Raw genomic sequence first — 14952 nt, forward strand, 5'->3', positions numbered from 1 at the left:
TATCAATAAAAACAAGCCTTTATGAGCCATCGCATTTTCTGGTGGCTCATAAGTAACCTAATCTTTAAGTTATATTTGCTCCGTAATACTTTAAAGTGCTTCAAAAATAGCGGCTATGCCTTGGCCGCCGCCAATACATAGTGTGACTAACCCGTATTTACCGTTAATACGTTTAAGCTCGTAAAGGCATTTGGTCGATAAAATAGCCCCAGTTGCACCTACTGGGTGACCTAGTGCAATTGCGCCGCCATTCGGGTTTACTTTGTTTTTTGGGAAATGTAACTCGTTAGCTACGCAAAGCGCCTGTACTGCAAAGGCTTCGTTTGATTCGATAACATCCATTTGCTCAATGGTTAATCCAGTTTTTTCCATTACGTGTTGTACGGCAGGAATAGGGCCAATACCCATTAACGTAGGATCAACACCTGCTCTGGCATAACCAATTAATCGCCCGAGAGGGTGTAACCCTTGTTCATTGGCTTTTTGCTCTGACATAAGGACTAACATTGCAGCGCCATCATTGATACCTGATGAGCTAGCGGCAGTAACAGTGCCGTCTTGTTTAAAATACGGTCTTAATGTTGCGAGCTTGTCGGCTATCGTATCGGCTCGTACGTGCTCGTCGGTATCAATAATGTGTGTCCCTTTGCGTGATTTAACTTCGATTGGTACAATCTGCTCTTTAAAGTGGCCTGCTGCAATGGCGTTAGCCGCTTTATGGTGGCTTTGCGCGGCATATGCGTCTTGCTGTTCGCGTGTTATGAAATATTTATCTGCAATGTTTTCAGCGGTTATGCCCATTGGGTTGTTATCCCATGGGTCTTGTAATGTGGTGGTGAGCTCATCAATCATTATGCTGTCGCCCATTTTTTGCCCCCAACGATTACTGGAGAGAGTGTACGCACTGGTACTCATACTTTCGGTGCCGCCGGCTAATGCCGCATCAACGTCACCTAATTGAATTTGCTGAGCGGCTTGAATGATTGCTTCAAGGCCTGAGCCACATAACCGATTAAGTGTAACTGCATGGCTGCTAATTGGTAAACCCGCGTCTAAACCGATTACTCGCGAAAGGTAAGCGTCTTTAGGGCCGTTATGAATTACTTTACCGACAACACATGTGCCAATTTCCTCCGGTGACAATTTTGCTCTTGCTATGGCTTCTTTTGCGCAAAGAGTGCCAAGTTGTGCAGGAGTAAAATTTTTAAGGCTGCCGCCAAAGCCTCCGATGGCAGTGCGCACCGCGCTTAATATTACAACGCTGTTATTGTTAGTTGTTGTCATTGTGGTCTCGTTTATTGTTTGTTAAAACTGTGTTGTGTACATACTAGTTCGAGGATTTACTTTATCGCATAAATGATAAATTATCTTCAAACAACTAAACACGCTTATTTTATGAACGTATTTGAACTATGTTGGCTGAAATAATCAGTAACATTAAATATATAGACAGTCACTTGATGCGCTATTAAGGTAGGTTAAACGTTAAGTACATGATTATTTAAATCATCTTTAAGATTTATAGGAATTAGTATGAGTATATTAAAACGCGTGTTAATTTTGACAGCATTGGTTATAGCTGCAATCGCAAGTTATTCGTATGGCATTTCATCAGGAGTGTTTATTTTTATTATTTCTGGTTTTGTTCTTGAAATGGCATTTTGGTTTGGCGTGTTTCCTAAGAAAAAGAAATCATCCTGATTTGAACGTATCAATTAACCCATATTTAACAACATTTAAGACATTTAGTGTGGCTTTATTTTTTTAAAAAACAAAACTATTCATTTTACTCACAGTAAGATAAATAGTTTTTAGTTGGTTGTTTGATTTTCGCTTTCTCTTGCTAGTTGATTTGGTAACAACTGTTCAACAATTTCTCTCGCGGGGAGGGTGTAACGCACACCATCAAACATCACAGAGGTAAACTCGTCTATACTTGTTATACCAGTTAAGGTCCACCCTTCGCCTCTTTTTGGGCAATAGACGGTGGTTGTAGGTTGAATTACTTTAAAATTATCGCTCATTACATTTACCTTAGTGCTTGTTAGCTGTGTATCTTAAGGTAATAATAACGCTCTATAAAGTTTTAAGTCATTTTTATCATGTTTAAACAACAAAGTGTTGAACGAATTACGATGGGTTTGATTACTCACAAACATGCACCGGCCTTATTCGCTATTTTAAATGAACCAGAGGTTGCACAGTTTAACGATTATGATTTACCTTTAAGTCGAGACGACGTTAAACAGATAATTCAACATGATATAACCTGCTTTTATGAGCAAACCGGTATTCGTCTTGTTATTATTAACAATCATACCCATGAGGTTATGGGCAGTGTTGGCTTGTATGATATTAAAGACGGGAAAGCTTGGCTAGGGTTTGAGTTAGCCACAAAGTTTTGGCATCAAGGGTATATGTTTGAGGTATTAAACCAACTTGTTGTAAGCAAGTCTTTTGAGACTATTCTAAAATCTACGATTAGGAAGCTTTATGCCAACGTTGATCCAGCCAATTTCTCCTCGCAAAAGCTACTCAGTAAAATTGGGTTTACTCAGATAAGCAATAACGTATGGCAATATAAGTAAATTTAACTAAAGAACACATCATACATAACTCGCTAAATAGCTAGCCTTCAAACAAATGTTAAATAAAGCCATTTAGAAGAGTCGATATAGCAAATCAAAAGCAGAGTTATTAAATCATTTCTTACCCACGTTGGAGCAAACTGGAAAATAATCCAATAGATAATTACTCGATGAGCGAAGATTGGATATACTTATATTAAATAAGGAGGGGAGTGAGGTTTTTATGTTTAACGACTTTAGAGAAAGTAAATTTTTAAATGAATCAGGCTCTAAGCGAGGGAATTGGTATATGAATCGACTCGATTACTTCCAATACCATCGTTATCCGGGTTACAAGCTACACAAATATGGCGGTTTACTCCTTGGTGTTTTGTTTTATTTATTAAGTTTAAACATTTTAACCGTTACCTTTATTGGATTTTGTGTCTGTTGTTATATCTGTTACGTGTCATCACTAACTTTTAATATATTACGGACACAACGTTGTAGATACAGGGGTTATTTTTTATATCCGAAAAAGATAATTTTGTTTTTCAGAGAAAGAGAGGTTAGCGTAAATCTACAAGATTTTGACTCAATAGCGACGATGAACAATAAGTAGTAACTCCTAAGTGAGACTATAAGCATACGCATTACTTATGCTGCAGAGCTTAATAAAGTATATCTATTCGAAGTAGATGTGCTTTATTAAAAAATAAATACGGTTGATCTACTTAAATATATAACACCATTAGTCGTCTCCATTCAGTATTAAACTAGTTATTACCATTCTTTAATGTAATTTTTGTACTAATATATTTGGACTCACGTGTTCAATATTAAGAAGTGTCATGTTAACTACACATCAAAAATCATTAGTACAAAGCAATTTTAAAAAAGTAGCACCAATAGCTGACGATGCGGCTGCTATTTTTTATGCCAAGCTATTTGATTACGACCCTAAATTGAGGGCTTTGTTTAAGATCGATTTGAAAGATCAGGGGAAAAAGTTAATGATGACCTTAGGGGTTACCGTTAAGGGGTTAGAAAACTTGGATGAATTAGTCCCAGTGCTTCAGAAGTTGGCGCGAAAACATATCGATTACGGTGTAACTGTAGACGATTATACGCCAGTGGGTAACGCTCTTTTATACACACTTAAAAAAGGACTTGGTAATGAGTTTACACCAGAGTGGAGAGAAGCGTGGATTATAACGTTTAAAGCAATTGCAGATGTCATGCGAAGTGCGGCATACCCTAACTTTGACCCTATATCTTATAAAAATCGGCAATACTACAATCGATGATAACTGACACTGTTCTAAAAAGTGTCTTTTAGATTTACCAAACCAATAAATAAGATTAGATATAAATATTATTTAATCTGTTAATGGTACTTTAATCGTTTTATTTATTCACACGCATCAATGCAGACTTTGATGATTTAATACCCCAATAATTCATAGAAAAAACACTGTTTTTGGTTTAAACTCCCGCCAATTAAATTTCTTGATTTCCCCTTGGAGGGTAGCGCTATTATTAGTACAGCTAACATCACCATGCAATTTGGTGCTAAACCATTATTTGAAAACATTTCCGCGAAATTTGGCGAAGGTAACCGTTATGGTTTAATTGGCGCGAATGGTTGTGGTAAATCTACTTTTATGAAGATCTTAAGCGGTGAACTTGAGCCTTCTTCTGGTAACGTTAGTACTGATCCCAATGAGCGTGTAGCAAAATTAAACCAAGACCAATTTGCTTATGAAGAGTATTCGGTAATTGATACTGTGATCATGGGTCATAAAGAGCTATGGGAAATCAAACAGGAACGTGACCGAATCTACAGCTTGCCTGAAATGAGCGAAGAAGATGGCATGAAAGTAGCTGATCTTGAAACTGAATTTGCCGAAATGGACGGTTATTCAGCAGAATCAAAAGCGGGTGAGCTATTAATGGGTGTAGGTATTGATACTGCGCAACATTACGGGCCAATGTCAGAAATTGCACCAGGTTTTAAACTACGTGTTTTGTTAGCTCAAGTGTTGTTTTCAGACCCTGATATTATGCTTCTTGATGAGCCAACCAATAACTTGGATATTTATACAATTAAATGGCTTGAAGATGTATTAAATCAACGTGATTGTACCATGATAATCATTTCCCATGACCGTCATTTCTTAAACTCTGTTTGTACACACATGGCTGATATAGACTACGGTGAATTACGTATTTACCCTGGTAACTATGACGAGTATATGTTTGCTGCAGAGCAAGCTCGTGAGCGTCTATTAAGTGAAAACGCGAAGAAGAAAAGTCAAATTGCTGAGCTACAACAATTTGTTTCACGTTTCTCTGCTAATGCCTCTAAAGCAAAACAAGCGACATCGCGTGCGAAACGAATCGATAAAATACAACTGGATGAGGTTAAAGCCTCTTCTCGCCAATCGCCTTTCATTCGTTTTGAGCAAGAAAAGCAGTTATTTCGTAACGCGCTTGAGCTTACAAACCTAGGGCAAGGGTTTGAAGACATGTTGTTCACTGGCCTTGATGGACTTGTTGAAGTAGGTGAACGTATTGCCATCATTGGTGAAAACGGTGTTGGTAAAACGACATTACTAAATACACTTGCAAGTAGATTAGCACCGAAACAAGGTGAATTTAAATGGTCTGAAAACGCTAATATAGGTTATTACGCCCAAGACCATGCTGATGAATTCGAGCAGGACATGAATTTATTTCAGTGGATGGAGCAATGGCAGCAAGAAGGTGATGATGAACAGGTTGTTCGTAGCTTTTTAGGACGTATGTTATTTTCGCAGAACGATATTAAAAAATCAGTTAAAGTGATATCAGGTGGTGAACAAGGCCGTATGCTATTCGGTAAGATAATGATGCACAAGCCAAATATACTATTAATGGATGAACCAACCAACCACATGGATATGGAGTCTATTGAGGCACTCAACCTTGCACTTGAAGCATACGAAGGTACATTACTGTTTGTGTCACATGACCGTCAATTCGTATCTTCACTTGCCACGCGTATTTGGGAAGTCAAAGACGCTAAGATTATAGACTTTAGAGGTACTTATTCTGAGTACCTAGCAAGTAAAGAAGCGTAAAAACGCGTTTTTATAACTATTTTAAAGCCATGCATGTCATGGCTTTTTTATTGGTCGTTTTTCGCGATTTTATCTTTAATACGTGTATAATGACCGGCTTCAAATAAGGACAAAAGTCCGCTATTGGTTCGAAAATTAGATTACTGAGGAGTATTTATGACTGTTGGCATTATTATGGGTTCCAAATCAGACTGGCCAACTATGGAACACGCAGCGATCATGCTAGATAAATTTGGCATCGCTTATGAAACTAAAGTTGTTTCAGCGCACAGAACTCCTCAATTACTTGCTGACTATGCAAGTTCTGCTGCAGAGCGTGGCATTAAAGTTATTATTGCGGGTGCCGGTGGAGCAGCTCACTTACCAGGTATGGCGGCTGCTTTTACATCATTACCAGTATTAGGTGTACCTGTTAAATCAAAAACACTTAATGGTGTTGATTCGCTACTTTCAATTTGCCAAATGCCAAAAGGTGTTGCGGTAGGTACTTTAGCAATTGGTGATGCGGGAGCTGCTAATGCAGGTTTACTTGCAGCGCAAATTTTAGGCTGCCAACAACCTGAGATTTTCGCAAAGGTTGAAGCTTTCCGTAAAGAACAAACAGAGACTATTTTAGCTAACCCAAATCCAGCAGAGTAAGATGAATATATTAATATTAGGTGCCGGTCAATTAGCCCGCATGATGAGTTTAGCAGGCGCACCGTTAAATCTTAATGTTGTTGCTTATGATGTAGGCAGCAAAAAAATTGTGCATCCTTTAACTAATGAAGTTTTTGACACAACGTTAGAACAAGCAATAGTAGACGTTGATGCTATTACCGCTGAGTTTGAACATATTCCAGACGATGTATTAACAGTATGCTGTGCCAGTAATAAGTTTTACCCAGGTAAAGCAGCTATTAAAACTGGCGGCGACCGTGCTATAGAAAAAGCATTGCTTAGCAAAACAGATGTAGCGTGTGCGCCGTATAAGCTGATTACAGAAAAAGCTCACCTCGTAGAAGCTGTATCAATACTAGGTAAGCCATTGGTCATCAAAACATGCCAAGCAGGTTATGATGGTAAAGGGCAGTGGCGCTTAAGGTCAGATGATCAAATCGACCAAATCTGGTCTGAAATGGCTGATTTTATAGCATCAGGCTCTGAGCAAACACCGCATACAATTATTGCTGAAAAAATGATTCCGTTTGATCGCGAAGTATCTATTATTGGAGCCCGTGATAAAGCCGGTAATACAGCAATTTATCCGTTAACTGAAAACCAACATACGAATGGTGTGCTTACGCTTTCTATCGCTGGTAAAGAAAAGTCAATAATCCAACAACAAGCTGAAGATGCTTTTAACAAGATTGCGAATGAGCTTGATTACGTTGGTGTGCTTGCCATTGAGTTTTTTGATGTTAGTGGCCAGTTGTTAGTTAATGAATTAGCGCCTCGCGTGCATAATTCGGGTCACTGGACTCAGCAAGGGACGCACTGTTCACAGTTTGAGAACCACATGCGTGCTGTTGCAGGATTGCCTCTGGGCAACACAGAGCTTAAGCAAGTGAGCGCGATGATCAATGTACTTGGCCAATCAAGTATTCCAGTATCTGTTTTGAGTATTGCTGATGTTACAAGCCATTGGTACGGTAAAACGGCTAAACCAGGACGTAAAATGGGCCATATTAATGTCTCAGCATCTAGCTTGCATGAGCTAGGCGAACGCCTTGCTGATTTAGCCGATATTCTGCCTGATGGTGACTACCCTGGTATTATTGAAACTAGTGCAGCACTGATTTTAAATTAATCTACCTAAGCCGAGATAAACTCGGCTTTTTACTATTTAGTTACTCTAAGCAACCCACATTTTATTTTTCAATAATTACAATTCACCCCCTTAAATTGCATTGTTTTTATCCTTTGTAAGTCTAATCTTGGGCAGATGACCGCATTTTCTTTTTTTCATGAAAACTTTATGTCATTCTTCAATTCAGTAGCACGAATAAATTAATTATTGCTGTATTTTGGAATAATATGCCTGTTAAAACTAATTTAATTAAACTTGCCTATCTTATTTTATTAGGGTTATGTATTACACCTTTAATGGGAGCAGGTGTTGCCTTAGTTTTAGGTGCTGCGTTTGCTATAATATTAGGCAACCCGTACGCGGAATTTTCGCAATCTGCGAGTAAGTGGTTATTAAAAGCCGCCGTTATCGGACTTGGTTTTGCCGTAGATTTTAATCACGTTATAGAAGTAGGGCGTAGCTCTTTAGTTTTAACTATTGTTAGTATTACAGCGATCATTGGTTTGGGTGAAATACTCACCCAAGTGTTTAAATTAAACCGTAATACAGGGGTGTTAATTTCATTTGGTACAGCCATTTGTGGTGGTAGCGCAATCGCTGCGATGGCACCCGTTATTAAGGCTAAAGATCACGAAGTTGCGGTTGCTTTAGGGGTGGTATTTTTACTTAATGGTGTGGGCTTATTATTGTTCCCAACGATTGGTCATTATTTAAATTTAAGCCAAGAGCAGTTTGGGTTATGGGCAGCGTTAGCAATTCATGATACCAGTAGTGTTGTGGGTGCATCTGCTACATACGGCGCACTAGCATTAAGTATTGCTACTACAGTTAAACTAACTCGAGCAATGTGGATCATCCCATACACAACAATAGCAGGTGTGTTCTGGCGCTCTGAGGAAAAAGCCAGTATTCCATTATTTATAGTCGGCTTTTTAGCGGCTGCACTAATCAATACATATCTACCAGATTATTCATCGATTTGGTCTGCATTAAATAGTGCTGCCAAACAGATATTGGTTGTGACCTTATTTTTAATTGGCAGTGGTTTGTCACTCTCTGTTTTGAGGCAGGCCGGTGTTAAGCCATTTATAATGGCGACGGTATTATGGGTCATCGTGAGTGGGGTTATTTTGTTATTAATTTTAGATGGGTTTATTTAAATGAAACTTAATAGAGTTTTAATGGCGTTAGCGACATCTTCATTGCTAGTGGGTTACACAAATTATATAGATGCTGCTACACCAATACGCGTTGCAACATTTAATGTGAGTATGGACGCTACAAATTATACGCCAAGGGGTGAACAAATAAACCCAGATGCGCTGGTCAATGCGTTAAAAAGTGATCATCAACAAATAAAAAATATTGCTGAAATTATACAGCGAATTAGACCTGATATTTTGCTATTAAATGAATTTGACTATGTTGATAAAGCACAAGGTATTGAATATTTTAAAAAGCATTATTTACAAGTAAGCCAAAAGAAACAACCTGCGATTAATTACCCTTATACTTACATTGCCCCCGTCAACACCGGTTTAGCATCCCCTTTTGATTTTGATAATGATGGCAAGGCGAGTGGTGTTCAAGGAGATGCGTACGGCTTTGGCTTTTTCGAAGGGCATTATGGCATGGCTATGTTATCGCGTTACCCCATAGATTTTGATAAAGCGCGCACTCTTCAAACGTTTAAGTATAAAGATATGCCTAATGCTCAAATGCCGATAGACCCTAAAACGGGTGAAAATTGGTATAACGAACAAGAGTGGCAAGGGATGCGACTGAGTTCTAAATCATTTTGGGACTTACCCATTACGGTAAAAGGTAAAACTATTCATTTACTTGCATCTCATCCAACGCCTCCTGTATTTGACGGTGATGAAGACCGTAATGGTAAACGAAACCATGATGAGATTAGATTGATAAAGGATTATGTCGAAAATGCCGCTTATATTTACGACGATAAAGGGCTCAAAGGAGGACTTGAAGCAGACTCTCGTTTTGTAATCCTTGGTGATTTAAATGCAGCACCGGAAGGGGACAAAAAGCGTCCACACACAACAAATCAGTTACTGGCTAATCCTTTTGTTAACAGCAGCTTTACGCCTGTTAGTAAAAGTGCTGCGAGTCGTTTTTCTGAAAGTTATGCGGCCTCTTATACTGCTTATTGGGCAGCTAGGGCAGACTATGTTCTTCCATCAGTATATGGCTTAAGTGTAGAAGGAGGTGGTGTATTTTGGCCAGCTGAAAACAGTGAGTTATACCGTTTAATTAAGGACCGCAATGCATCTTCAGATCACCGAATGGTGTGGTTAGATCTCATTGTAAAATAGGGTTATAGCTTTCATTTAGCTTTAAAGATTGTCTGTTTGTCTTAAAAAATTGCATTCATAAGGGAGGTTCTGCTTAAATTAAGCCAATTATAATAATCTTCAAGAAGCACTATGATTGTAAAAACAGCAAATAAAACGTTAATCGCGTTGGCAATCGCATCAAGCTCTATGCTTAGCGGTTGTCAAACGACGGCCTCTACACCTTCAGCACAAGTATCTGAATCTCCAGTTGCGAGTGTTGTCGTGACACCAAGTAATACAGGTACAAGCCAAATAACGCTAGAGCAAGCGATGGCGCATCCTGATTGGTTAGGTCGCCAGCCAGAGCGTGCTTTTTGGGCCGCAGATTCAAAAAATATTGTGTATGCACAAAAACAACAAGGCAATACCTTACGCGATTTGTACACGCAAGCTATTAACACTCAACAAGCTAGCCCAGTTGCGCTTTCGCAATTACATTCATTAGGCGCTAAAAATGCAGTGTACTCTGCTGACAAATCACTGCAAAGCTATGTATTTGAAGGTAATATCTTCGTAAAGAACGTTCAATCAGGTAACATTACTCAGATCACCCATGATAGTGCTAGGCAATCTAAGCCTCAGTTTTTAACTGACGGAACACTTGCATTTCGCCAAGCAAATGCTTTTTTTAAGGTTGACTTAAACACAGGTAAACGCGTTGAACTTGTTAATCTTCACCTTGCTGATAAACCATCAGGCGTTAAAGAACCAACTAGTTACATTGCCAAAGAGCAACATAAACTGATTGACTACATAGCGTTAACGCATAAAAACAAACTTGATAAGCAAACACGTAAAGAGCAGTTGAATGAGCAAAATGCAAGTATTGCTAATTCACAGTTTTACTTAGGCAAAGGTAATCGCATTGCCGATGTGCAATTGTCACCTAATGGGCAAGCACTGATTGCCGTTGTGACTGAAGAACGCTCATGGCGTGAAGACGCAGACATCATGCCTAATTACATTACAGATAACGCGGGTGTAAATGCTGAAAAGGTTCGTCGCAGAGTTGCTGATTCAAAACCACAAACATCTGAAGTCATTTATATTGATTTAGCAACGCAAACTCAAAACACGCTAGTTTTTGATACGTTACCAGGCTTTGATGAAGATGTACTTGCCGCTGTAAAAAAAGAAAACCACGCGCGTGATGGCAAAACGTACGAGTCGAAAAAAGAACCTCGTGCAATTAATCTAATGATGGATTGGGGCTGGTCTCAAAGTGCTATTAGATGGAATCATGACGGTTCTCAAGTTGCCCTGATGCTTGAAGCATGGGATAACAAAGACCGCTGGATTGCATCAGTTGATTTTGAAAGCAATGCACTTGTCTCTCAGCACCGCTTACATGATGATGCATGGGTTAACTATACCTATAATGATTTTGGCTGGCTGAATAACTCAAATACGCTTTATTATCTATCAGAAGAGTCTGGCTACAGCCACATTTATAAAAAACCATTAAACGGTAAAGCAACCCAACTTACGAAAGGTAAGTTTGTTGTATCTAACTTAACACTTACTGCTGATAATAGTGCTATTTACTATAAAGCGAACGTTGAGCATCCGGGCCTTTATGAAATCTATCGCGTTGACCCGAAAACAGCTCAATCGGAACAGATCACTGACTTAGATGGCATGACTGATTATCAACTTAGTCCGGATGAATCAAAGCTATTATTAACTCACTCTAAGATTATGGCGCCACCAGAATTGTTTGTCGCGGATGCCACCGCAAATGCAAAAGCATCACAACTGACCAATACAGTCTCTGATGAGTTTTTAGCAAAACAATTAATTGCACCTAAGATTGTTGCGGTTCCTTCAAGCCATACCGAGCAACCAATTTACGCTAAAGTTTATTACCCGGCTGATTATGTTGAAGGCGAGAGCGGAAAAAATCGTAAAGCCGTTATCTTTAACCACGGTGCAGGGTATCTACAAAACTCTCATATGGGTTGGTCTGGATACTTCCGCGAGTTTATGTTCCATTCACTTTTGGCTTCTGAAGGTTATGTCGTCATGGACATGGACTATCGCGCATCTAAAGGTTATGGGCGTGACTGGCGTACAGCTATTTATCGTCAAATGGGTACGCCAGAGACACAAGATTTAGTTGATGGAGTCAGCTGGATGGCTAAAAATGCCAATGTTGATACCGGTGCAGTGGGCACTTATGGTGGCTCGTACGGCGGTTTTATGACATTTATGGCATTATTCACAGAGCCTGATTTATTTCAATCAGGGGCTGCACTTCGTCCTGTGACTGATTGGGCACATTATAACGCGCCATACACGTCTAATATCTTAAACCACCCAGATGTTGACCCTATTGCGTATGAAAGAAGCTCACCAATTTATTTTGCTGAAGGGTTAAAGAATCACTTGTTGATCAATGCACCTATGGTTGATGATAACGTGTTTTTCCAAGATTCAGTTCGTTTAGTACAGCGTCTTATTGAGCTTGAAAAAGAAAACTTTGAAACGGCTATTTTCCCTGTTGAACCACATGGCTTTGTTCAGCCTTCAAGCTGGTTAGATGAATATCGTCGTATTTATAAGTTGTTTAAAGAAACGCTTTAGTTTCTTAAGTAATAAAAAACGCCAAACTTAGTTTGGCGTTTTTTTTATCATTTTAATAATCATCGGGATTGCTAAAACAATTCCCCCAACGGCACCAATTAAATGTGCATCTATAGCCACTCTAGAAGCGATTAATTGGCCAACTTGTTCACTTGGACCTGCGTATTGTTCATGAGCTATTTTTAGCCAAATACCAACAAATAACAGACTGCCTGTTTTCATTCCGACACTGATATCTTTTACAGCGCCCCATACAATAACCCCATGCAGTAATGCACTTAGTCCAGTGTATATGCGTATGTCCGGGCAAAATATATAAATGCCTAAACCACACCATATTGCCAGTAATAAGGTATGAATAGCATACGACTTTGGCGTTGTGTGCTCAGCATGGAGTAACCAAATAAGTAAAATGCCAGCACAGTTCAAGGCTAAATGAGCCAGGTTAGCATGGACATATTGGCTTGTTATTAAACGCCACACTTGGCCTTGTTCTATTAACTCACGGTTAAACTCAAGTAAATCATTCAAATTAAACATTGCCAGTAATGTGCTAAATGCCATCAAGCAAAGTGGAGGTAAGATATAACGAAGTTGAAGGGGTATATTGAGCATTTTATTCTTTTTTTACAGCATTCTTTTGCATATTGTGCCCGTTTAATTTTAAGATGCCAATTATCTAGGTGTAATAAAGCTATTTTATGTTATTTAAGTTTTCAAAATCGGCCATTTTAGCTGCAAGTGTTTTACTTCCCGCATTAGCCAGCAGTGCCACAGAACGAGAAACACGTGAGCCAGAAGCGGCAACAGGCCATTATGCAAAGCAGCAAGTTGCCGATGATCAATTCATGGTTGCTGCTGCTAATCCTTATGCCGTTAAAGCGGGTCAATCAATATTGGCCAAAGGCGGTAATGCGATAGATGCCGCCATTGCAACGCAATTAGTTTTAACCTTGGTCGAGCCGCAATCTTCTGGCATTGGTGGCGGTACATTTATGATGTATTTTGACTATAAAACAAATACATTAACCAGTTTTGATGGCCGTGAAACAGCACCAGAAAATGCAGATGAGACACTTTTTTTAGATAAACACGGTAAGGCGGTTAAATGGATTGAAGCAGTCGTTGGTGGGCGTTCAGTGGGTGTACCTGGTGTACTACATGCATTTGCAAACGCACACAAACAATACGGTAAGCTGCCATGGGCTGAGTTGTTTAAACCAGCGATTAAATTAGCAGAGCAAGGTTTTAAAGTATCCCCAAGATTACATAAACTGCTAGCTAAGCGTTTTAACCCTGGCGTAACTGAACTTGATGTTATTCGTGATTACTTTTTTATCGATGGTGAACCCCTAGCAATTGGTACTCTAAAAAAGAACAAGCCTTTAGCCGATCTCTATAAAGCCATTGCCGCTCATGGTATTGATGCTTTTTATAAAGGTGATAATGCTAAGCAAATGGTTGAAGCAGTTCAAACCAGCAAAATAGCACCAGGTACTTTGTCAGTAAACGATTTGAAAGAGTATAAAAGTGTACAACGAGACGCCGTCTGTGCGCCTTATCATGAGTACACTGTTTGTTCGATGGCTCCGCCTAGCAGCGGTGGTGTTGCAGTCATTCAAATTCTTGCTTTACTAGAGAATAAACAATTAGCACAGTACGAGCCAAATTCAGAACGCGCAATTCATTATTTTACCCAAGCATCACGATTGGCATTTGCCGATCGGAATGTATACATGGGTGACCCTGATTTTGCGTATATTCCTACTCAAGAACTCCTCGAATCAGACTATATAAGACAGCGTAGTGCACTCATTACTGAAAAAGATACACCTGCTGTAGCTGGAGAGCCTAAGGAAAAGTTAGCTTATGCACAGGATGATGCTTATGAATTACCCTCAACGTCGCATGTGTCAATTGTAGACAGTACTGGAAATGCGGTTTCAATGACAAGTTCAATTGAAATGGCATTTGGCTCAACGGTTATGGTTAATGGTTATATATTAAATAACCAGTTAACAGATTTTGCTTTATCACCGAAAAAAAATGGCAAACTTTTAGCCAACCGAGTTGAAGCAGGAAAACGCCCGCGCAGCTCTATGTCACCAGTTATGGTGTTTAACAAGGATGGAAGTTTGCGTTTAGTTGTGGGGTCACCCGGTGGTAGTCGTATTATTAATTATGTTGCGCATGTGCTTATTGGCGTTTTAGATTGGAATTTAACTGCTCAACAAGCTATTAATCTTGGCCGTGTAACAAACCGTAATCGTTATACTACAATTGAAAAAGGTATGCCGGTAGAAACGCTCGAAGCGTCACTTACTAAGCGTGGACATACTGTTCATATCAGAGATTTGAACTCGGGCTTACACGCAGTTGAACTAATAAATGGTGCTTTATATGGTGCAGCTGATCCTCGCCGTGAAGGTATTGCGCTAGGGGATAAAGATATTGCAATTAAAGCATCTAATTCTGACGAATAATCCTTAATCGTATTCTTAAGATAATGTACAATAAACTGTAAAGCGCGGTGATTT

The 14952-nt window shown here is 39.3% G+C and carries 13 protein-coding genes; 10 read left to right on the top strand and 3 right to left on the bottom strand.

Annotated elements, in window-relative coordinates; genetic code table 11:
* Positions 1–90: 90 nt before the first annotated feature.
* Positions 91–1284 (bottom strand): beta-ketothiolase BktB, encoded by a 1194-nt coding sequence (bktB, locus tag ACFI4Z_RS17695; RefSeq protein ID WP_462671698.1) that lies wholly within the window; start codon positions 1282–1284, stop codon positions 91–93.
* A gap of 249 nt (positions 1285–1533) precedes the next feature.
* Between bktB and ACFI4Z_RS17700 the strand changes: the two genes are divergently transcribed.
* A complete protein-coding gene (locus ACFI4Z_RS17700; RefSeq protein WP_462671699.1) occupies positions 1534–1701 on the top strand; it encodes a hypothetical protein in 168 nt (55 codons plus the stop codon).
* A 110-nt stretch (positions 1702–1811) separates the two neighbouring features.
* Here the strand turns inward: ACFI4Z_RS17700 and ACFI4Z_RS17705 are convergent, their stop codons facing one another.
* Complete coding sequence (locus ACFI4Z_RS17705; RefSeq protein ID WP_462671700.1) at positions 1812–2024, bottom strand: hypothetical protein; 213 nt, start codon at positions 2022–2024, stop codon at positions 1812–1814.
* A 78-nt stretch (positions 2025–2102) separates the two neighbouring features.
* On the opposite strand from ACFI4Z_RS17705, the gene ACFI4Z_RS17710 reads away from it, so the two are divergent.
* The 8 genes from ACFI4Z_RS17710 to ACFI4Z_RS17745 all read left to right on the top strand — a co-directional run bounded on the left by ACFI4Z_RS17710 (position 2103) and on the right by ACFI4Z_RS17745 (position 12415).
* On the top strand, positions 2103–2588 hold the full coding sequence (locus ACFI4Z_RS17710) for a GNAT family N-acetyltransferase (protein ID WP_462671701.1): 486 nt from the start codon (positions 2103–2105) through the stop codon (positions 2586–2588).
* An 830-nt stretch (positions 2589–3418) separates the two neighbouring features.
* Complete coding sequence (locus ACFI4Z_RS17715) at positions 3419–3874, top strand: globin family protein (protein ID WP_462671702.1); 456 nt, start codon at positions 3419–3421, stop codon at positions 3872–3874.
* Positions 3875–4102: 228 nt separating this feature from the next.
* Positions 4103–5689 (top strand): ABC-F family ATPase, encoded by a 1587-nt coding sequence (locus tag ACFI4Z_RS17720; RefSeq protein ID WP_462671727.1) that lies wholly within the window; start codon positions 4103–4105, stop codon positions 5687–5689.
* Between the two features lie 156 nt (positions 5690–5845).
* A complete protein-coding gene (purE, locus tag ACFI4Z_RS17725; protein WP_446889419.1) occupies positions 5846–6328 on the top strand; it encodes a 5-(carboxyamino)imidazole ribonucleotide mutase in 483 nt (160 codons plus the stop codon).
* A 1-nt stretch (position 6329) separates the two neighbouring features.
* Entirely contained in the window at positions 6330–7478 is a 1149-nt protein-coding gene (locus tag ACFI4Z_RS17730; RefSeq protein ID WP_462671703.1) for a 5-(carboxyamino)imidazole ribonucleotide synthase, read from the top strand.
* A gap of 227 nt (positions 7479–7705) precedes the next feature.
* Positions 7706–8638 carry a YeiH family protein gene (locus tag ACFI4Z_RS17735; RefSeq protein ID WP_462671704.1) on the top strand — a complete coding sequence of 311 codons (933 nt, stop codon included), beginning with the start codon at positions 7706–7708 and terminating at the stop codon, positions 8636–8638.
* A gap of 21 nt (positions 8639–8659) precedes the next feature.
* The gene (locus ACFI4Z_RS17740; protein ID WP_462671728.1) at positions 8660–9811 is read left to right on the top strand and encodes an endonuclease/exonuclease/phosphatase family protein; all 1152 of its coding nucleotides are present in this window, start codon (positions 8660–8662) and stop codon (positions 9809–9811) included.
* 111 nt (positions 9812–9922) lie between these two features.
* Positions 9923–12415 carry a S9 family peptidase gene (locus tag ACFI4Z_RS17745; RefSeq protein ID WP_462671705.1) on the top strand — a complete coding sequence of 831 codons (2493 nt, stop codon included), beginning with the start codon at positions 9923–9925 and terminating at the stop codon, positions 12413–12415.
* A gap of 27 nt (positions 12416–12442) precedes the next feature.
* Here the strand turns inward: ACFI4Z_RS17745 and rrtA are convergent, their stop codons facing one another.
* Positions 12443–13030 carry a rhombosortase gene (gene rrtA, locus ACFI4Z_RS17750; RefSeq protein ID WP_462671706.1) on the bottom strand — a complete coding sequence of 196 codons (588 nt, stop codon included), beginning with the start codon at positions 13028–13030 and terminating at the stop codon, positions 12443–12445.
* 86 nt (positions 13031–13116) lie between these two features.
* Here rrtA and ggt point away from each other — a divergent pair, with 86 nt between their 5' ends.
* The gene (gene ggt, locus ACFI4Z_RS17755) at positions 13117–14898 is read left to right on the top strand and encodes a gamma-glutamyltransferase (RefSeq protein ID WP_462671707.1); all 1782 of its coding nucleotides are present in this window, start codon (positions 13117–13119) and stop codon (positions 14896–14898) included.
* Positions 14899–14952: the final 54 nt, after the last annotated feature.

It is taken from the genome of Pseudoalteromonas sp. RWi3, assembly GCF_054960735.1.

Coding starts and splice junctions, on each gene's coding strand:
- bktB (WP_462671698.1), bottom strand. CDS start 1,284: ATGACAACAACTAACAATAACAGCGTTGTAATATTAAGCGCGGTGCGC.
- ACFI4Z_RS17700 (WP_462671699.1), top strand. CDS start 1,534: ATGAGTATATTAAAACGCGTGTTAATTTTGACAGCATTGGTTATAGCT.
- ACFI4Z_RS17705 (WP_462671700.1), bottom strand. CDS start 2,024: ATGAGCGATAATTTTAAAGTAATTCAACCTACAACCACCGTCTATTGC.
- ACFI4Z_RS17710 (WP_462671701.1), top strand. CDS start 2,103: ATGTTTAAACAACAAAGTGTTGAACGAATTACGATGGGTTTGATTACT.
- ACFI4Z_RS17715 (WP_462671702.1), top strand. CDS start 3,419: ATGTTAACTACACATCAAAAATCATTAGTACAAAGCAATTTTAAAAAA.
- purE (WP_446889419.1), top strand. CDS start 5,846: ATGACTGTTGGCATTATTATGGGTTCCAAATCAGACTGGCCAACTATG.
- ACFI4Z_RS17730 (WP_462671703.1), top strand. CDS start 6,330: ATGAATATATTAATATTAGGTGCCGGTCAATTAGCCCGCATGATGAGT.
- ACFI4Z_RS17735 (WP_462671704.1), top strand. CDS start 7,706: ATGCCTGTTAAAACTAATTTAATTAAACTTGCCTATCTTATTTTATTA.
- ACFI4Z_RS17740 (WP_462671728.1), top strand. CDS start 8,660: ATGGCGTTAGCGACATCTTCATTGCTAGTGGGTTACACAAATTATATA.
- ACFI4Z_RS17745 (WP_462671705.1), top strand. CDS start 9,923: ATGATTGTAAAAACAGCAAATAAAACGTTAATCGCGTTGGCAATCGCA.
- rrtA (WP_462671706.1), bottom strand. CDS start 13,030: ATGCTCAATATACCCCTTCAACTTCGTTATATCTTACCTCCACTTTGC.
- ggt (WP_462671707.1), top strand. CDS start 13,117: ATGTTATTTAAGTTTTCAAAATCGGCCATTTTAGCTGCAAGTGTTTTA.